Origin of the sequence: Rhizobium esperanzae, assembly GCF_014197615.1 — a bacterium.
Lineage (GTDB): Bacteria > Pseudomonadota > Alphaproteobacteria > Rhizobiales > Rhizobiaceae > Rhizobium > Rhizobium esperanzae_A.
Map to the genome: position 1 here is coordinate 97592 of NZ_JACIFY010000007.1, position 19250 is coordinate 116841.

Sequence of the window (19250 nt, forward strand, 5' to 3'; positions counted from 1 at the left end):
CAATCAGCGGATCATCAAGCCGCTCACCTCTCTTCAGGAACTCCTACATGAAACGAAATTTTGGATCCTTCGGAATCGGAACCCGCCTGGGGATAGGTTTTGGTTTTCTTCTGCTCTTGATGCTGGCGCTAACGCAATACTCGGCAAGCCAGGTCAACGCGATTAATGAAGGTCTGGGCCAGATCAACGACGTCAACAGTGTCAAACAGCGCTTCGCCATTAACTATCGCGGCAGCGTTCACGATCGGGCCATTGCTATCCGGGATGTCACGCTGGTCGAAACACCTACGGAACTGCAGGCCGCCGTCGATCTGATTGCGAAATTGGCGGAAACCTACGCTGTTAACGAGAAAAAGATGGCGGACATGATAGCCTCTTCCGCCGGCGCCTCGGTCGAGGAAACGACCATACTTGCTGAAATCGCCGACATTCAGGCGAAGGCCAATCCGCTGGTTGCACAAATCATCGATCTGCAGAAGAAGGGCGATAAAGCGCAGGCAAAGACCATTCTGCTTGAACAGGCGCGGCCTTTGTTCGTAGCTTGGCTAGGCGCAATCAACAAATTCATCGACTATCAGGAGGCTCTGAACCAGAAGCTTGGTGCAGAAGTTCGTCAATCCGCCAGTGGTTTCCAGACATTGGCATTCGGCTCACTCGCGGGCGCCATTCTTTTGGCGATCGCCTCAGCCCTCTTGACGGGCCGTTCAATTACGAAGCCCATCGCCAAGCTGCGGTCGGCACTCCACCGTATGGCAAGTGGGGAAGGTAACGAAGCTGATACTAGCCTCGACACTCGCGGCGACGAAATCGGTGATCTTGCACGCGCAATCGGCGCTGTCCGCGACACAATCAACGAGCAGGCGGCACGCCGGGCTGAAAGTGATGCCAACCGTGCGGCGGCAGAGCGCGAACAACTCGAGAGTACTGCCAGGGACCGCGAGGCGGTGGCGGCAGAAACCAATGATGCGGTCGCACAACTCGCTCAGGCGCTGGAGGCCATGGCCGACGGCAATCTCGCTTTCCGCCTTACTCGAGCATTCGGCCCTGCCTTGGACAGGCTGCGTGTGAACTTCAACAATTCCGCCGACAAACTGCAATCGACCCTGAAGGCCGTCGGCGGCAATGCGTTCTCGATCGACGCTGGCGCTGCTGAAATTAGCACAGCAACAAACGATCTGGCTCGCCGCACCGAGCAACAGGCGGCATCGCTCGAAGAAACCGCAGCCGCACTCGATCAGATCACGGCGACGGTCAACGGCTCGACTGCGCGTGCGGAAGAAGCTCGTACCGTTGTCGCCAAGACGCGGGAGAATGCCGAGCGGTCCGGCGACGTGGTCAAGCGTGCGGTCCTCGCCATGGGGCAGATCGAAAGCTCGTCCAGCGAAATCAACAACATTATCAGCGTCATCGACGAAATTGCATTTCAGACCAATCTCCTGGCACTCAATGCCGGTGTTGAAGCAGCACGTGCGGGCGAGGCTGGTAAAGGGTTTGCCGTTGTCGCCCAAGAGGTCCGAGAACTGGCGCAGCGCTCAGCGACTGCGGCCAAGGAGATCAAGCAGCTGATCCACACATCCGCCGAGCAGGTCCGCTCCGGCGTGGCGCTTGTCGACGAGACAGGCAACGCTCTCTCGGAAATCGTTTTGGAAGTGCAGGAGATCAATCAACACGTTGACGCTATCGTCGAGTCCGCAAGGGAGCAGTCAACCGCCCTTAAGGAGATCAACAACGCCGTCAATGCGATGGATCAGTTCACTCAGCAGAACGCTGCAATGGTCGAGGAAACTTCTGCGGCAGGACAGAAGCTGGCTTCCGAAGCGGCGGCGCTATCGGCCCAGCTTGGAAAGTTTCGTTTCGATGGTGCAGATGCTGCGTCGATCCATCTGGCAGGGCCTGGATCCGAGCCGCGACCTTCCGCTCCCGTCGCCATGATCCGGAAGATTTCATCAGCGTTCGGCGGTGCTAGGGGTTCGGCGGTCTCAGCCGCGCAGCACTGGGAGGATTTTTGATGAGCAATCTTATCATCTTCCCTGTCAGCAAACCCGGGGATCGTTCAAATCGATCGAGGTCGAGATAAGACTGAAAACGGAGGCTATGGAGAGCGCCCGGGACCAAATTCAGGAGGTCTTCGCTAAACTTGCGGTCATTCACGGAACTTGCACGGGTGCGGATCTCTGGCACTTAACCCCAGACAGCTCACCAACGATTGCCTCCACAAGAAAGTGTTATTGTGCAATCGCCGCGCTTTCGGCGCGGGGCTAGGAGCGGATTGCTTTTCCGCAACATCAGTTCGCTGGGGCGGTGGTTTCGAAGCACAGCTGAACCAATCGCGGACGCCAGTCGTCCGCGGCTTCTCCCTTGAGAAAGGCGACTAACGAGTCTGCCGCATCTTCGTTTGCCGCGGGGTTTCCCCGTAAACGGACTTGTAGAATGCGGAAAAGCGGCCTGGGTGGAAGAAACCCCACTTGAGACAGATGGTCTTGACGGATTGGCGGTTAGAAGCGTCCAGAAGGTCTTGTCTGACAGCCTGCACTCGCAGCATTCTTAAGTAGTTTGCCGGTGTCTCACCTTTGAAATTTCGAAATCCATTTTCTAGGGCACGAACGGATACATTGATCGATTGTGCGACCGTCGAAATTGTGATCGGGGTACTGATATTTTCCTGCATGAAATCTATAGCGCGTCGAACATGCCACGGCGCTGGCGTGATCCTTTGCTGGTCAAAACGTCCAGGATAGCGATGGCGCACCGAGCCAACCAGCAAATGAGCGAACGCTTCGGTGAGGCTAGCCATTGCCAACGGAGACTGTCGCAAGCCCCCGTCTTCACGCATGCCACAGATCAACGTCTCAGTTAAATTCTTGAACAGCGGACCCGTGTGGCTCAAGTCGTCGACCACGGGTGCCAGATCCAGAGATCCGGTCAAGGGAGCATCGAAAAAATCGACGAACGCCTTGGAAATCACGCTCCAGTCCAGAAAAAACTTCTCTGATCTGTGAAAGGCGCCACCGACAAGGAAGTGGTCCACCTCATGATTGTGTCCAACGAGTATCTGGCCAGGCGACGCTATCGCCTGGATATCACGTCGCCCTATTCCGCAGATGCCGTGACGGGGCACATACACCGCAAGCCATGCCGGAGCATCCGATGTCGGCCGACATTTCAGCTCTCCATTACATTCGAACCTGGCAGATGTCATCGTTCCATTAGACCAACCATCAGCAGTCCAGCTAAAGCCTGTGAGCGTATTGACGGGTGTGGCTTCGAGCCGAGCAACTTCGGCCAGTGTGTCAAACATGCTCTGGGCATTCGCACCAGCGCATGGTGGCGTGACATCTGCGCTATTGTTCATGTGAATGCTCCGAAGGTCAAAGACATACAGCCTGATGCGAATGGTTTGAATTCAAAAGTACGAAAACGAAGACGGCTGGATGAAGCGAAACTCGTTGCTTCAACATCTATATTATCCCGCCATTTAAATTCAGACCAATGGCGGAAGCTATTCAAATCCATCATCCAGGCTAGCCGGCTATGCGAGACGTATTTTTGGATGTCCCATCCGTCGCGTATCGGAATTCTCGATCGCGGCCCCCCTGTAGCTCGACTTTCTCCCATTTCGGCCAATACACAGCTATGGTCGACAGGATTCCATAGATGATGGCCGATAGCGCCACGATAGCGTACAACGTTGGAAGGTCAGCACCCATCCATTCGACCGTGGCCCATCCTATGAACGCGGCAATGACCATACGCATAGTCCCTGCGAGAACGGGAAGCAGCACTCGCTTTGCGCCTTGACTGGCGAAGTAGAGTGCTAACCCAAAGGCGACAACCGGATAGAAGGGTGCGACCGTCGTCAGATAGAGACTGCCCTGAGCCACGACCTCGAACGAGCCAGTGAACAGCCGCATCCACACCCATGGCCAAGCGGTCGCCACGATTCCTACAACGGCTGAGAACCCGAAAGCCAAAGCAGCGCCAAGCCATGCGACCCTGCGGGCGCGTTCCACCTGACCCGCTCCGATATTGAGCCCCACCATGGTAACGATAGCGGTCCCGACGCCGAAAATGACCGGTATCTGGAGGTAGTCCAGCCGCGAGGCGATGCCGTAGCCTGCCAAGGCGTCGATCCCGAAATGGCCGACGGCTGCCGTGACGAAAACGACGGAGAGATTGACCTGGATGGTTCCGATCGCAGATAGAAGGCCCACGCCCAGGATCTCACTGAACAGGCGCCGCTCCAGGCGCACGATCCTTAATCTCAGGGTGCTACGGCCGGATCGCAAGTACGAGACCAGAGCCAATGCCGCAATGAGATAATACACGACCACTGCAACGCCGCCGCCGGCCACCCCCATGTTTGGAAATGGCCCCCAACCGAAAATGAGCGCTGGAGAAAGAGGAAGAAGAATAAACGTTCCAGAAATGATGACAATCGCCGGGACCTTCGGGTTGCCTGCACCGCGCAGCGCGGATGACAGCAGTGCCGTGACCCAGATCGGAACTGCGCCTGAAAATACGACCGCCGAGTAAGTCAACGCAGCGTTTAATGCGTCGCCCTCGCCCCCCATCGACCGATAGAGCACTGATCCGAGCGAGAATGCCAGCGTCGTGAACAAGATCCCAAACACCCATGCAATCACGACCGAATGCCACACCAGTGCATCGGCGTCGTCCCGCCGGCCGGCGCCTATCGCTCGAGCGACGGCTGCGGCAGTTCCGCCTCCAATTCCACCGTTCGACATCATCTGCATGAGCATCAGCACAGGGAACACCAGGGTTACGCCAGCGACAGCATCGGTACCCAAAAAGCTGACGAAATAGGTCTCCGCTGCACCAACGGATGTTTGCACCACGAGCACGAGCACCGTCGGTATCGAGAGACGCATAATTGCCGGGATGATGGGGCCGGCGAGAAGGCTTCTACGATCACTGGTTGGCGCATTGCTTGTGACTCGGCCCATGGCATTCCCTGCAAGTTCGTTCGCACCCATTTAGAAGGGAAAGGAAATCTAAGTCAATATTTAGATTTCACCTAACATCTAAATATATATGATCGAGCCACTCCCATGAAGTTCGCCGCGCGACGCCGGATCGGAAATTTATTGATGCTGAATACGACATCGAGGGAGACCTTTGCTTCATCGTGCAACGGCTGAATCGCCAATTGTCGAGGCGTATCGATCAAGCGTTGAAGAGCATCCAACTCACGCAGACAAAGTGGATCGACGCGCGAAAAGACTCTCATTAACGGCTGACGGTGCACGCCAACTCGCAACCGCTCGCAGCATAGCTGTACAATGCCTTGAATGCAGTCGAGCTTTGGGAATGCGGCACCTCAGTTTTCAAGCGGCGGTATCGCGCGCAATGACGCCAGCTCTTTCTCGAGTCGAGCAACACGTCGTTCAAGGTTCAAAAAGGCTTGACCCTGAAGATCATCGATTCCGTCAAGGGCCTCCTCCAATTCTCTCCATTTTTCAAAGAAGCGTTTCAGCATAGCTTGCCATTGACCTTATTGATGCTCGCGGACTTGGCCGTGCGACTTTTCGGCGCCGCGTCATCTGAGAGCGTGGACAGGGATGTGTTTCTGTACGCGTTCCGCCAAGACAACCACATCCGCCGACCGCCTGAGGCCGGCCGCTATGATCGAAACCTTCAGCTTTTCGCCGAGGGATTCATCGAATGTGGCGCCCAGGGTGATCTCGGCATCCGCGTCGACCTGATCACGAATGCAACTCGCTGCCTCATCGACTTCGAACAAGGTCAGTTCTCGGCCGGCCGCGATCGACACCAGAATGCCTTTCGCGCCTTTCAGGGTCGCCTCCCCAAACAGAGGGTTTTCTACAGCCGCCTTCGCCGCGTCGGCCGCGCGACCTGGCCCTGAGGCCTCGCCTGTGGCCATGACGGCTGGTCCCATCTCCTGCATCACGGACCGGACATCGGCAAAATCGAGATTGATCAGGCCTTCCTTCGTGATCAGTTCCACGATCGACATGACCCCCGAATAAAGAATCGAGTCGGCCATCGCGAAGGCCTCTTCGAGCGTCGTGTGGGGACCCGAAAGCCGGAACAGGCTCTGGTTCGGAACGACAATAACGGTATCCGCCGCATGGACCAGTTGTTCGATTCCTTGTCTGGCCTGGCGAGCCCGGTGCGTTCCCTCGAAGCTGAACGGCTCCGTGACGACCGCGACAGTGAGAATGCCGGCCCTGCGCGCTGTATGCGCAATCAACGGTGCCGCACCGGTTCCTGTACCACCTCCCATTCCGGCGGTCAGGAAGCACATATGAGTATCGCTCAGATGCGTCATGATTTGATCGATCGATTCCTCGGCCGCGGCCCGGCCGAGTTCCGGCAGCGAGCCTGCACCCAGCCCCTCGGTGGCTGTCACGCCAAGCTGGACAATGTGGTGGGCTTTAGACATCGCAAGCGCTTGTGCATCGGTGTTCGCCGCAATGAACTCCACACCGGACAGGTTTCGTGCGATCATGCTGTTGACGGCGTTGCCACCGCCTCCACCAACGCCGATTACTGCAATCTTGGGCTTCCAGCCGGTCATCTCAAGCGAAGGCATCACTACCATCCCATTCGGTTTCAATCTTGGCACTCGAAACGGCATCAGCTGCTGAATGCTCAGAATATCAAGCTTCTGCTTAGGAGCTCTGCCGCAGCTTCATCTTCTGGACCTGTGTTGTTCAGGCAGGTCATTCGCTCCAGCGCCGGAAAAGAGCGCTCGCGTTCACACCCCCGAACCCAAATCCGTTGGTAATTGCATAGTCCATCTGAACCGGCCGGGACTTGTTCGCGACAAAGTCGATTCCGTCGCCTGCAGGATCGGGCGCGTTCAGGTTCAACGTTGGCGGTGCGACCTGGTCTCTGAGAGCCAGGATCGTGAAGATAGCTTCCAGTCCACCTGCGGCGCCAAGAAGGTGCCCGGTCGCGGATTTCGTGCCGCTGACCGCGATCCCTGCAATCGAACCGAACACCGTCTTAATCGCCTCGATTTCCCCTCGATCGCCAAGCGGGGTCGACGTGGCGTGCGCATTGAGATGCTGGATCTCATGTGCGGCAATCCCCGCCTGCCTGATCGCGATTTGCATGGCTCTCGCGGCGCCTGATCCGTCTTCAGGACCGGACGTCACATGATAGGCATCGGCCGTTGTTCCGTAGCCCACCAGTTCGGCCAACGGCTTCGCCCCACGAGCCAGAGCGTGGCTCAGGGATTCGATCACAAGGACGCCCGCACCTTCACCCATCACGAAGCCGTCGCGCATCATGTCGAACGGCCTGGAGGCGAGGGCAGGAGTGTCGTTGAACCCGGTTGACAGGGCCCGAGCGGCTGCGAAGCCTCCGAGGCTTACAGTGTTCATGCACGCTTCCGTCCCACCGCAGACGGCAATGTCCGCCTCGTTCGCCCGGATCATCCGGGCCGCGTCGCCGATTGCCTGGACGCCGGCCGCACATGCTGTCACCGGAGCGCCGAGCGGCCCCTTTAGACCATGCCGGATGGAAACCTGACCTGCCGCTAGGTTGACCAGAAACGATGGAATGGTGAAGGGCGAAAGGCGTCGCGGCCCCTTCTGGTCGACGATTCGTACCGCGTCTGTGATCGCTGGAAAGCCGCCGATCCCGGAAGCGATGATCGTTGCCGTTCTGAGGCGATCCTCTTCCGAGACAGGTTTCCACCGGGCCTGTGCAAGGGCCTCGTCTGCCGCTGCCAGTGCGAAGAGAATGAAGCGGTCCACCTTGCGCTGATCCTTTGGTGGCAAGACGCTGTCAGGATCGAAACCAGCGTCGGCATCCTCTGCCACAGAGGGGACAACACCTCCGACCTTGGCGGGCAAATCGCCGACGATCTCGTCAGGAAGACGACGGATCCCGGACCTGCCCGCCAACAGGCGGGTCCAAGAGCTCTGAACGTTGGCACCGAGCGGGCTGACCGCTCCCATTCCCGTTACGACGACACGACGCATGATGACTCCAGAATAGAACTGCGAACTAGCGGACTGCGGTTGCTGAACCGGTCAGGAACCTGTCGTTCCGGCCGTTACTCCGCCGCCTCCGGGGCTGCGACACGTTTTGCTTCGGTCGCGGCTGCTTCAAGCAGGCGGTCTGCCAGCTTCTCGTCGGTCACGATGCGCGACAAAGTGACCGCACCAACCATGAGCGCAAGCATCGCCATGGCCTTGCGGGGCGCATCGTCATCGTCACCACTGGCCGGCAACAGCTCTTCGATAACCTGCAGGTGGGCTTTGATACCGTCCTGAAACGGCTTGCGGACCTCAACGCTCTGGCGAGCCGCATCGGATCCAAGGGCGACCAGGGGGCAGCCGTCTCCGGTTTCGCCACGGTGCCCTGCCGAAAGATAAAGATCGACGACGCCCTGCAGTGGATCCGGGCTCAACGCAGCGACCGAGGACCATCTACGGGTTGCGCTTTCCATCGCTCGACGCGACGCAAGGGCTGCTAGGTCATCCTTGGATTCGAACTGCTTGTAGAAGCCGCCCTGGGTAAGACCGGCACCTTTCATCAGGTCCTTGAGGCCGATGCCATCGAACCCCCGCTCGCGAAAGAGCCTGCTGGCGACGTTGATGACTGTCTCTCGGTTCGCTTCGGCCTGGGCACGACTGACCCTCATGATAATCTCCTTTTAGATTTCTGTTGACATCTATATATCTTTTAGAGTTAGAATGCAATCTAAGAATTATGCCGTCACCGTCAAGAAGGCCAGTGTCATGAAACGAACAATCTTCCTCTCAACCGTGGCAGTGGCCGCCCTTGTCGGCGTCGCCGCTGCAATTTTCCTGCTGCCGCCAACGAGCAAGGACGCGGAGGCAGCGGATCCCCGCAGTCTGGCTCCGCTGGTAAGCGTGACGAAGGTCAAGACCCCAGACGCAGCAAGCCGAAGCTTCACCGGCACGGTTGCTGCCCGCGTGCAAAGTGATCTCGGCTTTCGGGTGCCCGGAAAGATTGTCGAGCGGCTTGTCGGCCTTGGCGAAGAAGTCAAGGCGGGGCAGCCATTGATGCGGGTCGACGACACCGACCTGCACCTTGCATTGTCGGCAAAGCGCAATGCCGTTGCGGCCGCCCAGGCAACATTGATTCAGGCGCAGGCCGACGAGCGGCGCTATGCTGCTCTCGTCAAGAACGGTTTGGCTGCTACTCCGCAGCGATATGAGCAGGCGAAGGCAGCGCTTGATACGGCGACCGCCCAGCTCGCCGCGGCCGAAGCAGAAGCGAAAGTTGCCGAAAACGAGGCGGCATATGCGGTTCTCGTGGCGGACGCGGACGGAACCATTGTTGAAACGCTTGGCGAGCCGGGGCAGGTGGTCTCGGCGGGCCAGCCGGTTATCCGCCTGGCGAAATCGGGACCCCGCGAAGCCCTCGTTTGGCTGCCTGAAAATCTGAGACCCGGGATCGGCGCCATGGCACAGGCCACCATCTATGGCCGAAGCACGGCAGAAAAGGCGGCCCTCAGGCAGATCTCCGATGCCGCCGACCCTCAAACCCGTACCTATGAAACGCGCTGGGTTCTGCAAGGTTCTGCAGCGGCCGCGCCGCTAGGGGCAACAGTTACGATAAGCCTGCAGAACGAAACAGCGCAGTCACACGCTGAAGTCCCCGTTGGCGCGCTGCTGGACGATGGCACCCGCACGGGTGTCTGGGTCCTGGATGAGCAGGGTTCCAGCGTTCATTTCCGGGACGTGAAGGTCGAGCGGATCGGGGAGGAGAAGGCCATAGTCTCGAACCTGACGGCCGGGGAAGCGATCGTTGCCCTTGGGGCACATCTGCTTCAGGACGGCGCAAGCGTGCGCACAAGCGTTGAAAAGGCGGAGGCGGCAAACTGATGAGCTTCAATCTCTCCGCGCTCGCCGTCCGTGAGCGAGCCGTCACCCTGTTCTTCATCGTCCTCTTGGCCGCCGCGGGCGCCTATGCCTTCGTCAAGCTGGGCCGAGCCGAAGACCCGTCATTCACCATCAAGACGCTGACAGTTACATCGGTTTGGCCGGGCGCGACCGCGCGCGAAATGCAGGATCTCGTCGCCGAACCGCTCGAAAAGCGCCTCCAGGAACTGACCTGGTACGACCGTGTGGAAACGACTACGCGACCCGGCTATGCCTTCCTGACAGTGACGCTAAAGGACAACACTCCAGCGTCGGCCGTCGAGGGGGAATTCTACCAGGCGCGCAAGAAACTTGGCGATGAAGCTCGAAATCTTCCTCCCGGCGTCATCGGTCCTTTCGTCAATGACGAATACTCAGACGTCAGCTTCGCCCTTTATGCCTTGAACGCAAAGGGCATGGCGATGCGCGACCTCGTGCGACAGGCCGAGACGATCCGCCAGGACATGCTTCACGTTCCGGGCGTGAAAAAGATAAATATTCTCGGCGAGCAGCCGGAACAGATTTTCGTCGAATTTTCCTATTCCAAGCTCGCAACTCTCGGGATCTCGGCGCAAGACATCGCCGCTGCCCTGCAACGGCGCAATACCGTGACCCCGGCCGGATCGATCGATACGCAGGGTCCGCAAGTCTTCATTCGGTTCGATGGTGCCTATGACAGCGTCGAGTCGATTGCCGATACGCCGATCGTCGCGGGTGGACGTGTCCTGAAGCTGTCGGATTTCGCCGATGTGCGCCGCGGCTATCAGGACCCGGCCACCTACGTCATTCGCCATGACGGCGAGCCCGCCATCATGCTTGGCGTGGTGATGCAGCAGGGTTGGAACGGGCTGGAACTCGGCAAGTCGCTCGAAGAACGATCTTCCAAAATTGCGGGAAGTTTGCCGCTTGGCATAACGCTGACGAAGGTGAGCGATCAGGCCGTCAACATCGACGCGGCGGTCGGTGAATTCATGCTCAAGTTCGCGATGGCCCTTGGCGTCGTTCTATTCGTCAGTCTCGTCGCTCTCGGCTGGCGCGTCGGCATCGTGGTGGCGCTTGCGGTACCGCTGACACTCGCCGTTGTGTTTCTCATCATGCTGGAAACAGGCCGGTTCTTCGACCGCATTACGTTGGGCGCGCTGATCCTGGCGCTCGGTCTGCTCGTTGACGATGCTATCATTGCCATCGAGGTCATGGTGGTGAAGATGGAGGAAGGCATGGACCGTATCAAGGCGGCCGCCTATGCCTGGAGCCATACGGCCGCCCCCATGCTGTCGGGCACGCTCGTCACCATCATCGGACTGATGCCGGTCGGCTTTGCCAAATCCACCGCGGGCGAATACGCTGGCAACATCTTCTGGGTTGTCGGGTTTGCCCTGATCGTATCCTGGATCGTCGCGGTGATCTTCACACCTTACCTTGGCGTCAAGATGCTCCCTGAAATCAAGCCGGTGGAGGGCGGCCATCACGCCATCTATAATACCCCAAATTACAAACGCCTTCGCAGCACGATCGAGTTTGCTGTCCGTCACAAGTTTCTGACCTGCGGCCTCGTCGGCGTTATCATGGCTGTCTCCGTCGTTGGCATGGGCTCCGTGAAGCAGCAGTTCTTCCCGACGTCTGATCGTCCGGAGGTTCTGGTGGAAGTGCGCATGCCGGAGGGGACCAGCATCGAGACGACCACTGCAACGGTCGAGAAACTCGAAGGCTGGCTAAGGGAACAGCCTGAAACGGAAATCACCACCAGCTACATCGGCCAAGGCGCGCCGCGCTTCTTCTTCGCCATGGCGCCCGAATTGCCGGACCCGGCATTTGCGAAGATCGTCGTGCTGACACCCGACGCGCATGGACGCGAAGCCTTGAAGCATCGCCTGCGCGAAGCAGTTTCCAGCGGCTTGGCACCGGAAGCCTTTGTGCGGGTAACGCAGCTTGTCTTCGGCCCCTACACGCCATTTCCCGTCGAGTTCCGTATCATGGGACCGGATCCGGATAAATTATACAAAATCTCCGAACAAGCGCTTGCAATCATGAAGGGCGTGCCGGACGTTCGTCAGGCAAGCCGCGACTGGGGCAATCGCACGCCCGTGCTGCGCTTCATTCCCGATCAGGACCGGCTCAACCTCATTGGCCTTTCTCCCGCAGAGGCAGCCCAACAGATGCAGTTGCTGCTGAGCGGCGTGCCGATCACGCAGGTTCGCGAAAACATTCGTAACGTGCCCGTGGTCGCGCGGAGCGCCGGTGAAAACAGGCTCGATCCTTCGAGACTGGCGGACTTTTCCCTGATGAGTAGGGATGGCCGACCGGTTCCGCTCGACCAAATCGGTCACTCCGAAATCCGCTTCGAGGAGCCGATCATGAAGCGGCGTGACCGCACTTCAGTCATTACCATCCGCTCGGACATTAACGAGACCACCCAGCCGCCGGAAGTATCGCAGGAGGTCATGAAGGCCCTTCAGCCGCTGATCGCCTCTCTCCCTGTCGGCTACCGCATCGAAATGGGGGGCAACATTGAAGAATCACTGAAAGCGAATGTGGCACTTGTCCAGATCTTCCCTGCCATGATCGCCGCCATGCTGATCGTCATCATCCTCCAGGTTCGGAGCCTGTCGACCATGACAATGGTGATGCTGACGGGCCCGCTCGGGCTCGCGGGTGCTGTTCCGGCCTTGCTCATGTTCAATCAGCCCTTCGGATTTAACGCCATTCTGGGCCTGATTGGCCTAGCGGGTATTTTGATGCGCAATACCTTGATCCTGACAGAGCAGATCAAGGAAAATCAGGCGACTGGTCTGGATGATTATCATGCTGTCATCGAGGCGACTGTGCAGAGAACAAGGCCGGTCATTCTGACAGCGTTGGCGGCCGTGCTCGCCTTCATCCCTCTCACGCACTCTGTGTTCTGGGGATCCATGGCCTACACGCTGATCGGCGGCACGGCGGTCGGGACGATTATGATCTTGCTGTTTCTCCCTGCACTTTACGCGACCTGGTTCCGGATCAAACCGCCCGAGAGGGTCATTGTCCCAGACACGGAGGAGAAGATTCCGAGCCTGAAACTGTCGGCAGCAGCAGAGTGACCCTCATGTCCATACAATGTACTGGCGTAAAGGAGAAAACCAGCGGTGCGGCATCGACGGTTCGTGATGACTTGGCGCACCATCGGCAAGAGCTGAAGCCTGAGGAGCGAGGTCTTCGCTCCGCAGTTCCGGGTGACCCAGTCTTGATGCAGGAACGTGATCGGATTCTGGACGTCGCAGAAAAGCACATTCGCCGTATTGGTCACCGCAAGACAACCGTTGACGATATCGCTTGTGATCTGGATACAAGTCGGGCGAACGTCTATCGCTTCTTTCCGACAAGAGCGGCAATTGATCAGGACGTTTACGCCCGCATTGCTAACCGGACACTCGATATCGCACGAGCGATCTCGCGAAGAAGGGATGCGTCAGGCATCAGACTGGCTGCAATGTTTGACGAAATTCACCGGCAGGCCCGAACACAACTCGCGGATGAGCCCTATGTTCATGAACTATTCGTCGCTGCCACAGAGGGCAAGTGGGGCGTCGCGAAGTGGTACTTCGATGAGATGACGCGGATATTCGAAGCGACTGTTCGCGAGGGCTTGCAGGTCGGAGAACTTGAAATCGACGATGCGGGTGATGCTGCTCGGTGCGCCATGGCAGCAATCATTTCGTTCGTTCATCCGAGCCTTTTAGAGCAACGGATTAGCAGTGGTAAGGATGTGGAGGATGAACTCGGAGCTCAGACCCGCTTCGTATTGCGGGCTCTTGGGATTATGTCGGGATGAGCTTTTGCACGTCAGAGCCTGGTGGTCATCCATCAGGCTTTGTCGACCTGGCTCGAACCAGCCTCCACCGGCACACCAAAGCCTTTTGACTTACCGGCCTTTCCGCACGATCATGCAAGTCGACGTACCGTGCGCGTGAATTTTACCCTCCTTCGTTTCTATTCTGCCTTCCAGCGTGATGATGGTCCAGCTAGGCGAAATAACCTGGCCGACAATGCAGTTCTCCGCTATCTCCCAGAATTGGGCGGACAAACTTCACTGATGTTTCCACCGCAGGGCATAATTCTCCAGGATCGAGCATCGTATGCGCGGACAGCGCCATAGACGTGTCAAGGATTGTCATGCTCCAACCGCCGTGCACGGTGTTCAAGGTGTTGAGGAAGCGGGGCCTGGGAGAAGCCCTGAGTTTGACCGCACGTTTCTTTGGCGACAGAAGGAACAACGGCAGTAATTCGACCATCGGTGGACGGTTTTCTGATTGCGTACTGAGCCACGCCTTGGCGCAAGCGTTTGTTGCTTCGCATGCATCGGTAGCGGTAATCGGGGGCTGCCCCGTGCATGTCCTGTCTCTACATCAAAGTTCGGGCTTCCGGCGAAAATGCGAAATTCATGACATTTTTAAGCCTTTTCGCTCGAATACTACTTGATTTTTAATATTACGGGTGACATCTAATAGCAAGATAGATTTCCAACGAAATCTATCTGCTTCGATGCCACCGCCGCGTGAATTTCATTTGACGAGCCACCGGTCTGGAACAGACGATAAATTTCAATAGAGGAGCCCGCAGTGGCCGAACAGAAAGTAGTAGTGATAACAGGGGCGTCCTCCGGGATTGGTGAAGCTACAGCCCGTCTTCTGGCGCAGAACGGCTATCGTGTGTTCGGAGGGGTGCGCGACCCAAGACGGGTTAAACCGACTGCTGGTGTGAAATTCGGAGCGCTGGATGTGACGGACGATGCGTCGGTTGCGAATTTTGTAGAATGGGTCCTGTCCGACGCAGGGAAGATCGACGTCTTGATCAACAATGCCGGTGTTTCCCTTGTCGGCCCGGTCGAGAATACCACGGTCGCCGAAGCAACGAAGGTTTTTGACGTAAACGTCTTCGGCCCCCTTCGTATGATCCGGGCGGTCCTCCCGTCGATGCGGAGTGCACGCAGCGGACTGATCATAAATATCAGCTCGGTTCTGGGCTTCCTGCCGGCGCCGTTCATGGGAATCTATGCCAGCACCAAACACGCCCTTGAGGGCATGTCCGAATCTCTCGACCACGAGATCCGCGACTTCAACGTCCGGGTTATCCTTATGGAACCGACGTTTACGAAGACTAATCTCGATGTGAATGCCACGAATACGGAAGCGCCTTTGGGTGTCTATGCCGATCAGGCCGAAGCGACAATCAAGACTGTTCTGGCGCAGATTAAATCTGCGCCCGCCCCAACGTTGGTTGCAGAAAAGATCCTCGTCGCCCTTAAGAGCCCGTATAAAATGCGCCAGCCCGTCGGGGGCCAAGCAACGCTCTTGAGTCGTCTGCGCAGGTTTGTGCCAGCAAAGGGATTCGACGGAAGTCTGCGAAAGACGTTCGGTTTCCGTAAGAGTTAATCCTTCTGTCCGGCGATGCCAAATAGCCGGTGTACGGAAACGAGTCGTATATCCCCCACTATCCCTGCGACTCGGCCGCCCATCTCCTGATGGGCGGCAATCTGTCCGGAATCACCGAAACGCAGAAGGCCGCCAGGACGGCACCACGGATCCGCGGTTCGATCCCCTCAGGGCTTGGAGCAACTCAAGCGAGCGATGTCGCTTGGCAGTCGCTGGGATCGACGGGGCCGGCGCTTATTTCTCAAGTGCGCGCAGGCGACTGTCGAAGGGCATGAAAGACGCGGAAAAGTGTTGATATCGTCGTGCTAACCCAACACTTTTAAGCATCATTCAGAAGCGAGCATAGCGCTCTTCCGGCTGGGGCGACTTCAACTCCTGGCAGCCACATGATGCGCCTGAGGGCAGTCGTGCTGCCGTTTCAAGGGCGACGCGCGAGGCGAGCACGGACAAGCTGGGCAGCACGCCCTCCTGAAGCAACGTGCCACGGCTCCGATCCATATAGTCATTAAATCCCGCAGTGACGAATGCGCATGGCACGAAGCACGCGCCTATCTCGCGCGAGAGCGTCGCTTCGGGCGCTATCGAATGGTTGATCACATCTGCGCCCATCGAGCGAAAAGCCAGCGCCTCGGCGGGAGTCGTCAGGCGTGGACCGTAGGCGTGCGCCGCAACTAACCCGTGTTCGATCCCATGGACCCGGCAGGATGACGGCCAGAGGCGGCGGGCCGTATCTGCCAGGACGGCGGCGCAATTCGGGCAGACGATCTGTTTGCCGGAACAATCGAAACGTTGCCGCCCCGGAAGAAGCGAGTACGGGGTCTGGGTCAGCTCGAGGATGTCGGCATTGATCACCATATCACCCGGCTGAATGGCCTTGTTGACTGCGCCAAGGGTCGAGCAGGCCAACACGTGACGAACGCCAGATTCCATGAGAACCCAGAAAGCGCGTCGATGACAGGCGTGGTCTATATGATCTCGGGGATTGCCATGGGAATACATGCAGAGCGCGCGTTTGCTGTGTCGATCCGGCACGATGCTTGCGTCGAATTCCAGCAGTTTCCAGTTTTCCGACACACCGTAAGGGGTATCGAAAGACAGGTCGCGTGCGAGCACGCGGACCCCCTGCATGGCGACATCCTCGGGGAAGGCAAGGCCCCAATTGGCTGAACCGGTGATGATCGCCAGCTCGGTCTTCGGAATGACGGGAGTGATTGCAAGATTAGTCATGAATTATCTTTCACGGCATCCGAGCCCCGTTCGCGCAGGTTAAAAAACAGAAGCACGACGGAGACCAGGACAGTCCAAAAGGTTGAGATGGCGGCAATGGTGGGGTCGATCTGATCCCGGAGGGACATGAACATGAGTTTCGGCAAGGTGCTGCTTGGGCCGTTGGCGACAAAGATCGAGATGACCGCCTCATCAAGGGATGTCAGGAACGCCATCAATGCGGCGGTCGCTAAGCTGAGGCCCAACTGGGGAAGTATGATGCCTCCCATGGTGCGGAACCAGCCCGCACCAAGGCTGCGGGCCGCTTGGGCCTGAGCCCAGTCGAACCGATCGATGGCGGGGTAGAGCACGATCACAGCCACCGGAATTGCCAGGACCACATGCCCCACAAGAACTCCAGTAAGGGTGCCTACGAGTCCTAGCTTTGCGAGGATAAAAAAGAGCCCGATTGCCAGAAGGATGCCGGGCGTCACCGACGGGGACAGGAGAAAACCGTAGATCGCTCTCGCGCTTGGTCGGCCGAGCCTGTTGATAGCAAAACATGCCAGAAAGCTGACCGGCACCGCTATTACCGCCGTCAGCATACCCAGAAGCATGCTGGTTCTCAACGCGGCCATCCACACGGCCGACGAGAAGAAAGCCTCGTACCAGCGTAGCGACCAGGCCCTCGGGGGAAACTCCAGAAGGTCGGAGGCCGAAAAGGACAGTGGCACCACGATTAGGGTGGGCAGCATCAGAAAGATGAGAATGAGTGCGGAGAAGATCCAAAGGACCGCCTTGGTCAGCCGGCTGCCGTAATAGGCGTCAAGCATGGCGTGCCCCCTTCATCAGAAACCAGCGGAGGCCGAACAGCATGCCACCAGTTACCAGCACTAGGACCAGGAGCAGGACGCCAAGCGCGCTGGCCGAACCCCAGTCCTGAAATGTAGAGAGAGTACGATCGATGCGGACGGAGATCGGGTTGACCTTGCCGCCCCCAAGAATGGCAGGCGTGATAAAGAAACCAAGCGTGTAGATGAACACGATGGTTGAGCCAGACAGGATTCCGCCAGCCGAAAGCGGCAGGATGACGGTCCGCACGCAGTGCCAGAGGCTCGCCCCCATGCTGGCGGCAGCGCGGATCACATTATTGTCGATATCGCGCATCGCGGCATAGATGGGCAGAACGAAGAGCGGCAGCATGTAGTGAACCATGCCGATCAGTGTGCCGGTGAAATTGTAGGCCAGCGGCAGAGGCGTATCCGTAAGGCCGAGGCTCTGCAAGGTGGAATTGACGAGACCATCACGGCGCAGAAGTACCAGCCAGCCATAGGTACGCACCAGGATGGACGTCCAAAGCGGCAGCATGATCAGGATCAGGACCCTGTTCGCTATGCGCGTGCTGGTGCTGGCCAACGTCAATGCCAAAGGAATGCCGAGGACCATGCAGATGAGCAACGTCGCGCCGGACAGGGCGAGGGTGGTGCCAACCGCGGACCAGGTGAGGCCGCTCGAGAGGATCTTTTCGTAATTAGCGGTCGACAGGTCGCCCGCGATAGTCAGGAACGATTGGCGCAGGATCCACATCACCGGCAGGATAGCCGCGAGACCGACAAGCACCAAGGCCGGCACGGCAAGCGACAAAAAAAAGCGACGTTCGCGCCGGGCATCCTGCAAAAGGCTTGCAGCGTTCATCTCCCGGCTCCCTCGGGCAATCTGTGTACGTTCGCGGCCGCCGCATAAGCGGTTATCGCCTGACCGGTCCTGAGCTCGGCGCAGCCGACAGCGCGGGTTGCCGGCACGCTCAATGTGACCAAGACGCCGGTCTCGTTTTCCACGTTGAGAAGCCAGTTCTCGCCACGGAAAGCCTTGGCGCAGAGGCTGCCGGTGATCGCCACGGCGTCAGGTCCGGCATCGGCGGCGTCGAGATGGAAACTTTCTGCCCTGATCATCGCAAATCCCCGGGGGTCCTGCGTTGATCCGTTGAACCCCGTCAGACTTGCTGCGGGAAGAATGTTGGCTTCACCCATGAATTCCGCCACGAAGCGGTTGGTGGGATGGTGATAGATTTCGGAGGGCGCGCCAATCTGCTGGATCCGGCCGGCATCCATGACTGCAATTCGGTCGGACATCGTCAGCGCCTCTCTCTGATCATGTGTCACATAGATCGTCGTGATACCGAGATCGTCGTGCAGACGTCGGATTTCGAACTGCATGTGTTCACGCAGGTTCTTGTCCAGCGCGGAGAGAGGCTCATCCATGAGCATGACACGCGGTTCGAATACGATGGCCCGCGCCAGTGCAACGCGCTGCCGCTGGCCGCCCGACAAGGCGACGATGTTGCGGTCGCCGTAACCTGATAGCTCGACCCTTGCCAGGGCCCCCATCGCGCGCGCTCGAGCCTCGGCCTTTGGCACCCGGCGCAGCATCAATGGATACTGCACATTGGCGAGCACGCTCATATGCGGGAAGAGCGCGTAATTCTGGAAGACAATCCCGATTTCCCTTTTTTCCGGGGACAGCCGGGTGACATCCCGGCCGCCGATGGTAAGGAAGCCGCTATCTGGACGGACAAACCCAGCAAGTGCCATCAACAGCGTTGTCTTGCCCGATCCTGACGGACCAAGCAGCGTGAGGAATTCGCCAGCTGCAATCTCCAGCGAAACATCGTTGAGCGCCACGTAGGAACCGAAGACTTTCCTTACGGTGTCGATGGTTATTGGAAGCGAGGTTATGGCCATCTTGATACCAG

15 protein-coding genes are annotated in these 19250 nt (G+C 58.3%); 5 read left to right on the top strand and 10 right to left on the bottom strand.

The features are described 5' to 3' along the window. Positions 1-47: 47 nt before the first annotated feature. Positions 48-2009, top strand: coding sequence for a methyl-accepting chemotaxis protein (locus GGD57_RS11645; RefSeq protein ID WP_184469812.1), 1962 nt, complete (start codon positions 48-50; stop codon positions 2007-2009). A gap of 362 nt (positions 2010-2371) precedes the next feature. Here GGD57_RS11645 and GGD57_RS11650 read toward each other — a convergent pair whose 3' ends face one another. The 5 genes from GGD57_RS11650 to GGD57_RS11670 all read right to left on the bottom strand — a co-directional run bounded on the left by GGD57_RS11650 (position 2372) and on the right by GGD57_RS11670 (position 8638). Then, positions 2372-3352: a helix-turn-helix transcriptional regulator gene (locus GGD57_RS11650; RefSeq protein ID WP_184469815.1), complete on the bottom strand. Its 981-nt coding sequence runs from the start codon at positions 3350-3352 to the stop codon at positions 2372-2374. Positions 3353-3521: 169 nt separating this feature from the next. Then, positions 3522-4964 (bottom strand): MATE family efflux transporter, encoded by a 1443-nt coding sequence (locus GGD57_RS11655; protein ID WP_184469817.1) that lies wholly within the window; start codon positions 4962-4964, stop codon positions 3522-3524. 593 nt (positions 4965-5557) lie between these two features. Next, positions 5558-6574 carry a cell division protein FtsZ gene (ftsZ, locus tag GGD57_RS11660; protein WP_246713605.1) on the bottom strand — a complete coding sequence of 339 codons (1017 nt, stop codon included), beginning with the start codon at positions 6572-6574 and terminating at the stop codon, positions 5558-5560. A 130-nt stretch (positions 6575-6704) separates the two neighbouring features. Beyond that, positions 6705-7973: a beta-ketoacyl-ACP synthase II gene (fabF, locus tag GGD57_RS11665; protein WP_184469820.1), complete on the bottom strand. Its 1269-nt coding sequence runs from the start codon at positions 7971-7973 to the stop codon at positions 6705-6707. Positions 7974-8047: 74 nt separating this feature from the next. Then, complete coding sequence (locus GGD57_RS11670) at positions 8048-8638, bottom strand: TetR/AcrR family transcriptional regulator (RefSeq protein ID WP_184469822.1); 591 nt, start codon at positions 8636-8638, stop codon at positions 8048-8050. A gap of 97 nt (positions 8639-8735) precedes the next feature. Here GGD57_RS11670 and GGD57_RS11675 point away from each other — a divergent pair, with 97 nt between their 5' ends. The 3 genes from GGD57_RS11675 to GGD57_RS11685 all read left to right on the top strand — a co-directional run bounded on the left by GGD57_RS11675 (position 8736) and on the right by GGD57_RS11685 (position 13692). Further along, positions 8736-9848 (top strand): efflux RND transporter periplasmic adaptor subunit, encoded by a 1113-nt coding sequence (locus GGD57_RS11675; RefSeq protein WP_184470019.1) that lies wholly within the window; start codon positions 8736-8738, stop codon positions 9846-9848. After that, positions 9848-12961: an efflux RND transporter permease subunit gene (locus GGD57_RS11680; protein WP_184469824.1), complete on the top strand. Its 3114-nt coding sequence runs from the start codon at positions 9848-9850 to the stop codon at positions 12959-12961. Before GGD57_RS11675 ends, GGD57_RS11680 begins: the two co-directional genes overlap by 1 nt. Before the next feature lie 146 nt (positions 12962-13107). After that, positions 13108-13692, top strand: coding sequence for a TetR/AcrR family transcriptional regulator (locus GGD57_RS11685; RefSeq protein ID WP_246713625.1), 585 nt, complete (start codon positions 13108-13110; stop codon positions 13690-13692). A gap of 190 nt (positions 13693-13882) precedes the next feature. Here the strand turns inward: GGD57_RS11685 and GGD57_RS29460 are convergent, their stop codons facing one another. Further along, positions 13883-14152, bottom strand: a complete 270-nt coding sequence (locus tag GGD57_RS29460; RefSeq protein WP_348645966.1) for a PaaI family thioesterase — start codon at positions 14150-14152, stop codon at positions 13883-13885. A 327-nt stretch (positions 14153-14479) separates the two neighbouring features. Between GGD57_RS29460 and GGD57_RS11695 the strand changes: the two genes are divergently transcribed. Further along, positions 14480-15292, top strand: a complete 813-nt coding sequence (locus GGD57_RS11695; RefSeq protein WP_088682468.1) for an oxidoreductase — start codon at positions 14480-14482, stop codon at positions 15290-15292. A gap of 330 nt (positions 15293-15622) precedes the next feature. Here the strand turns inward: GGD57_RS11695 and GGD57_RS11700 are convergent, their stop codons facing one another. From GGD57_RS11700 to GGD57_RS11715, 4 genes are read right to left on the bottom strand one after another with little or no spacing between them, the layout of a single operon-like run. Next, positions 15623-16519, bottom strand: a complete 897-nt coding sequence (locus GGD57_RS11700) for a 5'-methylthioadenosine phosphorylase (RefSeq protein WP_184469826.1) — start codon at positions 16517-16519, stop codon at positions 15623-15625. Continuing rightward, the gene (locus GGD57_RS11705) at positions 16516-17331 is read right to left on the bottom strand and encodes an ABC transporter permease (protein WP_184469828.1); all 816 of its coding nucleotides are present in this window, start codon (positions 17329-17331) and stop codon (positions 16516-16518) included. The genes GGD57_RS11700 and GGD57_RS11705 overlap by 4 nt, the downstream gene beginning before the upstream one ends. Further along, a complete protein-coding gene (locus GGD57_RS11710; RefSeq protein ID WP_088682465.1) occupies positions 17324-18193 on the bottom strand; it encodes an ABC transporter permease in 870 nt (289 codons plus the stop codon). Before GGD57_RS11710 ends, GGD57_RS11705 begins: the two co-directional genes overlap by 8 nt. Further along, entirely contained in the window at positions 18190-19239 is a 1050-nt protein-coding gene (locus GGD57_RS11715) for an ABC transporter ATP-binding protein (protein ID WP_088682464.1), read from the bottom strand. Before GGD57_RS11715 ends, GGD57_RS11710 begins: the two co-directional genes overlap by 4 nt. Between the last annotated feature and the right edge of the window lie 11 nt (positions 19240-19250).

Bases quoted from the DNA above. Each gene is read 5' to 3' on its own strand.
- GGD57_RS11675 (WP_184470019.1), top strand. From the start codon at position 8,736: ATGAAACGAACAATCTTCCTCTCAACCGTGGCAGTGGCCGCCCTTGTC.
- GGD57_RS29460 (WP_348645966.1), bottom strand. From the start codon at position 14,152: ATGGTCGAATTACTGCCGTTGTTCCTTCTGTCGCCAAAGAAACGTGCG.
- GGD57_RS11700 (WP_184469826.1), bottom strand. From the start codon at position 16,519: ATGACTAATCTTGCAATCACTCCCGTCATTCCGAAGACCGAGCTGGCG.
- GGD57_RS11705 (WP_184469828.1), bottom strand. From the start codon at position 17,331: ATGCTTGACGCCTATTACGGCAGCCGGCTGACCAAGGCGGTCCTTTGG.
- GGD57_RS11680 (WP_184469824.1), top strand. From the start codon at position 9,848: ATGAGCTTCAATCTCTCCGCGCTCGCCGTCCGTGAGCGAGCCGTCACC.
- GGD57_RS11670 (WP_184469822.1), bottom strand. From the start codon at position 8,638: ATGAGGGTCAGTCGTGCCCAGGCCGAAGCGAACCGAGAGACAGTCATC.
- GGD57_RS11715 (WP_088682464.1), bottom strand. From the start codon at position 19,239: ATGGCCATAACCTCGCTTCCAATAACCATCGACACCGTAAGGAAAGTC.
- GGD57_RS11655 (WP_184469817.1), bottom strand. From the start codon at position 4,964: ATGGGCCGAGTCACAAGCAATGCGCCAACCAGTGATCGTAGAAGCCTT.
- GGD57_RS11710 (WP_088682465.1), bottom strand. From the start codon at position 18,193: ATGAACGCTGCAAGCCTTTTGCAGGATGCCCGGCGCGAACGTCGCTTT.
- fabF (WP_184469820.1), bottom strand. From the start codon at position 7,973: ATGCGTCGTGTCGTCGTAACGGGAATGGGAGCGGTCAGCCCGCTCGGT.
- ftsZ (WP_246713605.1), bottom strand. From the start codon at position 6,574: ATGCCTTCGCTTGAGATGACCGGCTGGAAGCCCAAGATTGCAGTAATC.
- GGD57_RS11645 (WP_184469812.1), top strand. From the start codon at position 48: ATGAAACGAAATTTTGGATCCTTCGGAATCGGAACCCGCCTGGGGATA.
- GGD57_RS11650 (WP_184469815.1), bottom strand. From the start codon at position 3,352: ATGAACAATAGCGCAGATGTCACGCCACCATGCGCTGGTGCGAATGCC.
- GGD57_RS11685 (WP_246713625.1), top strand. From the start codon at position 13,108: ATGCAGGAACGTGATCGGATTCTGGACGTCGCAGAAAAGCACATTCGC.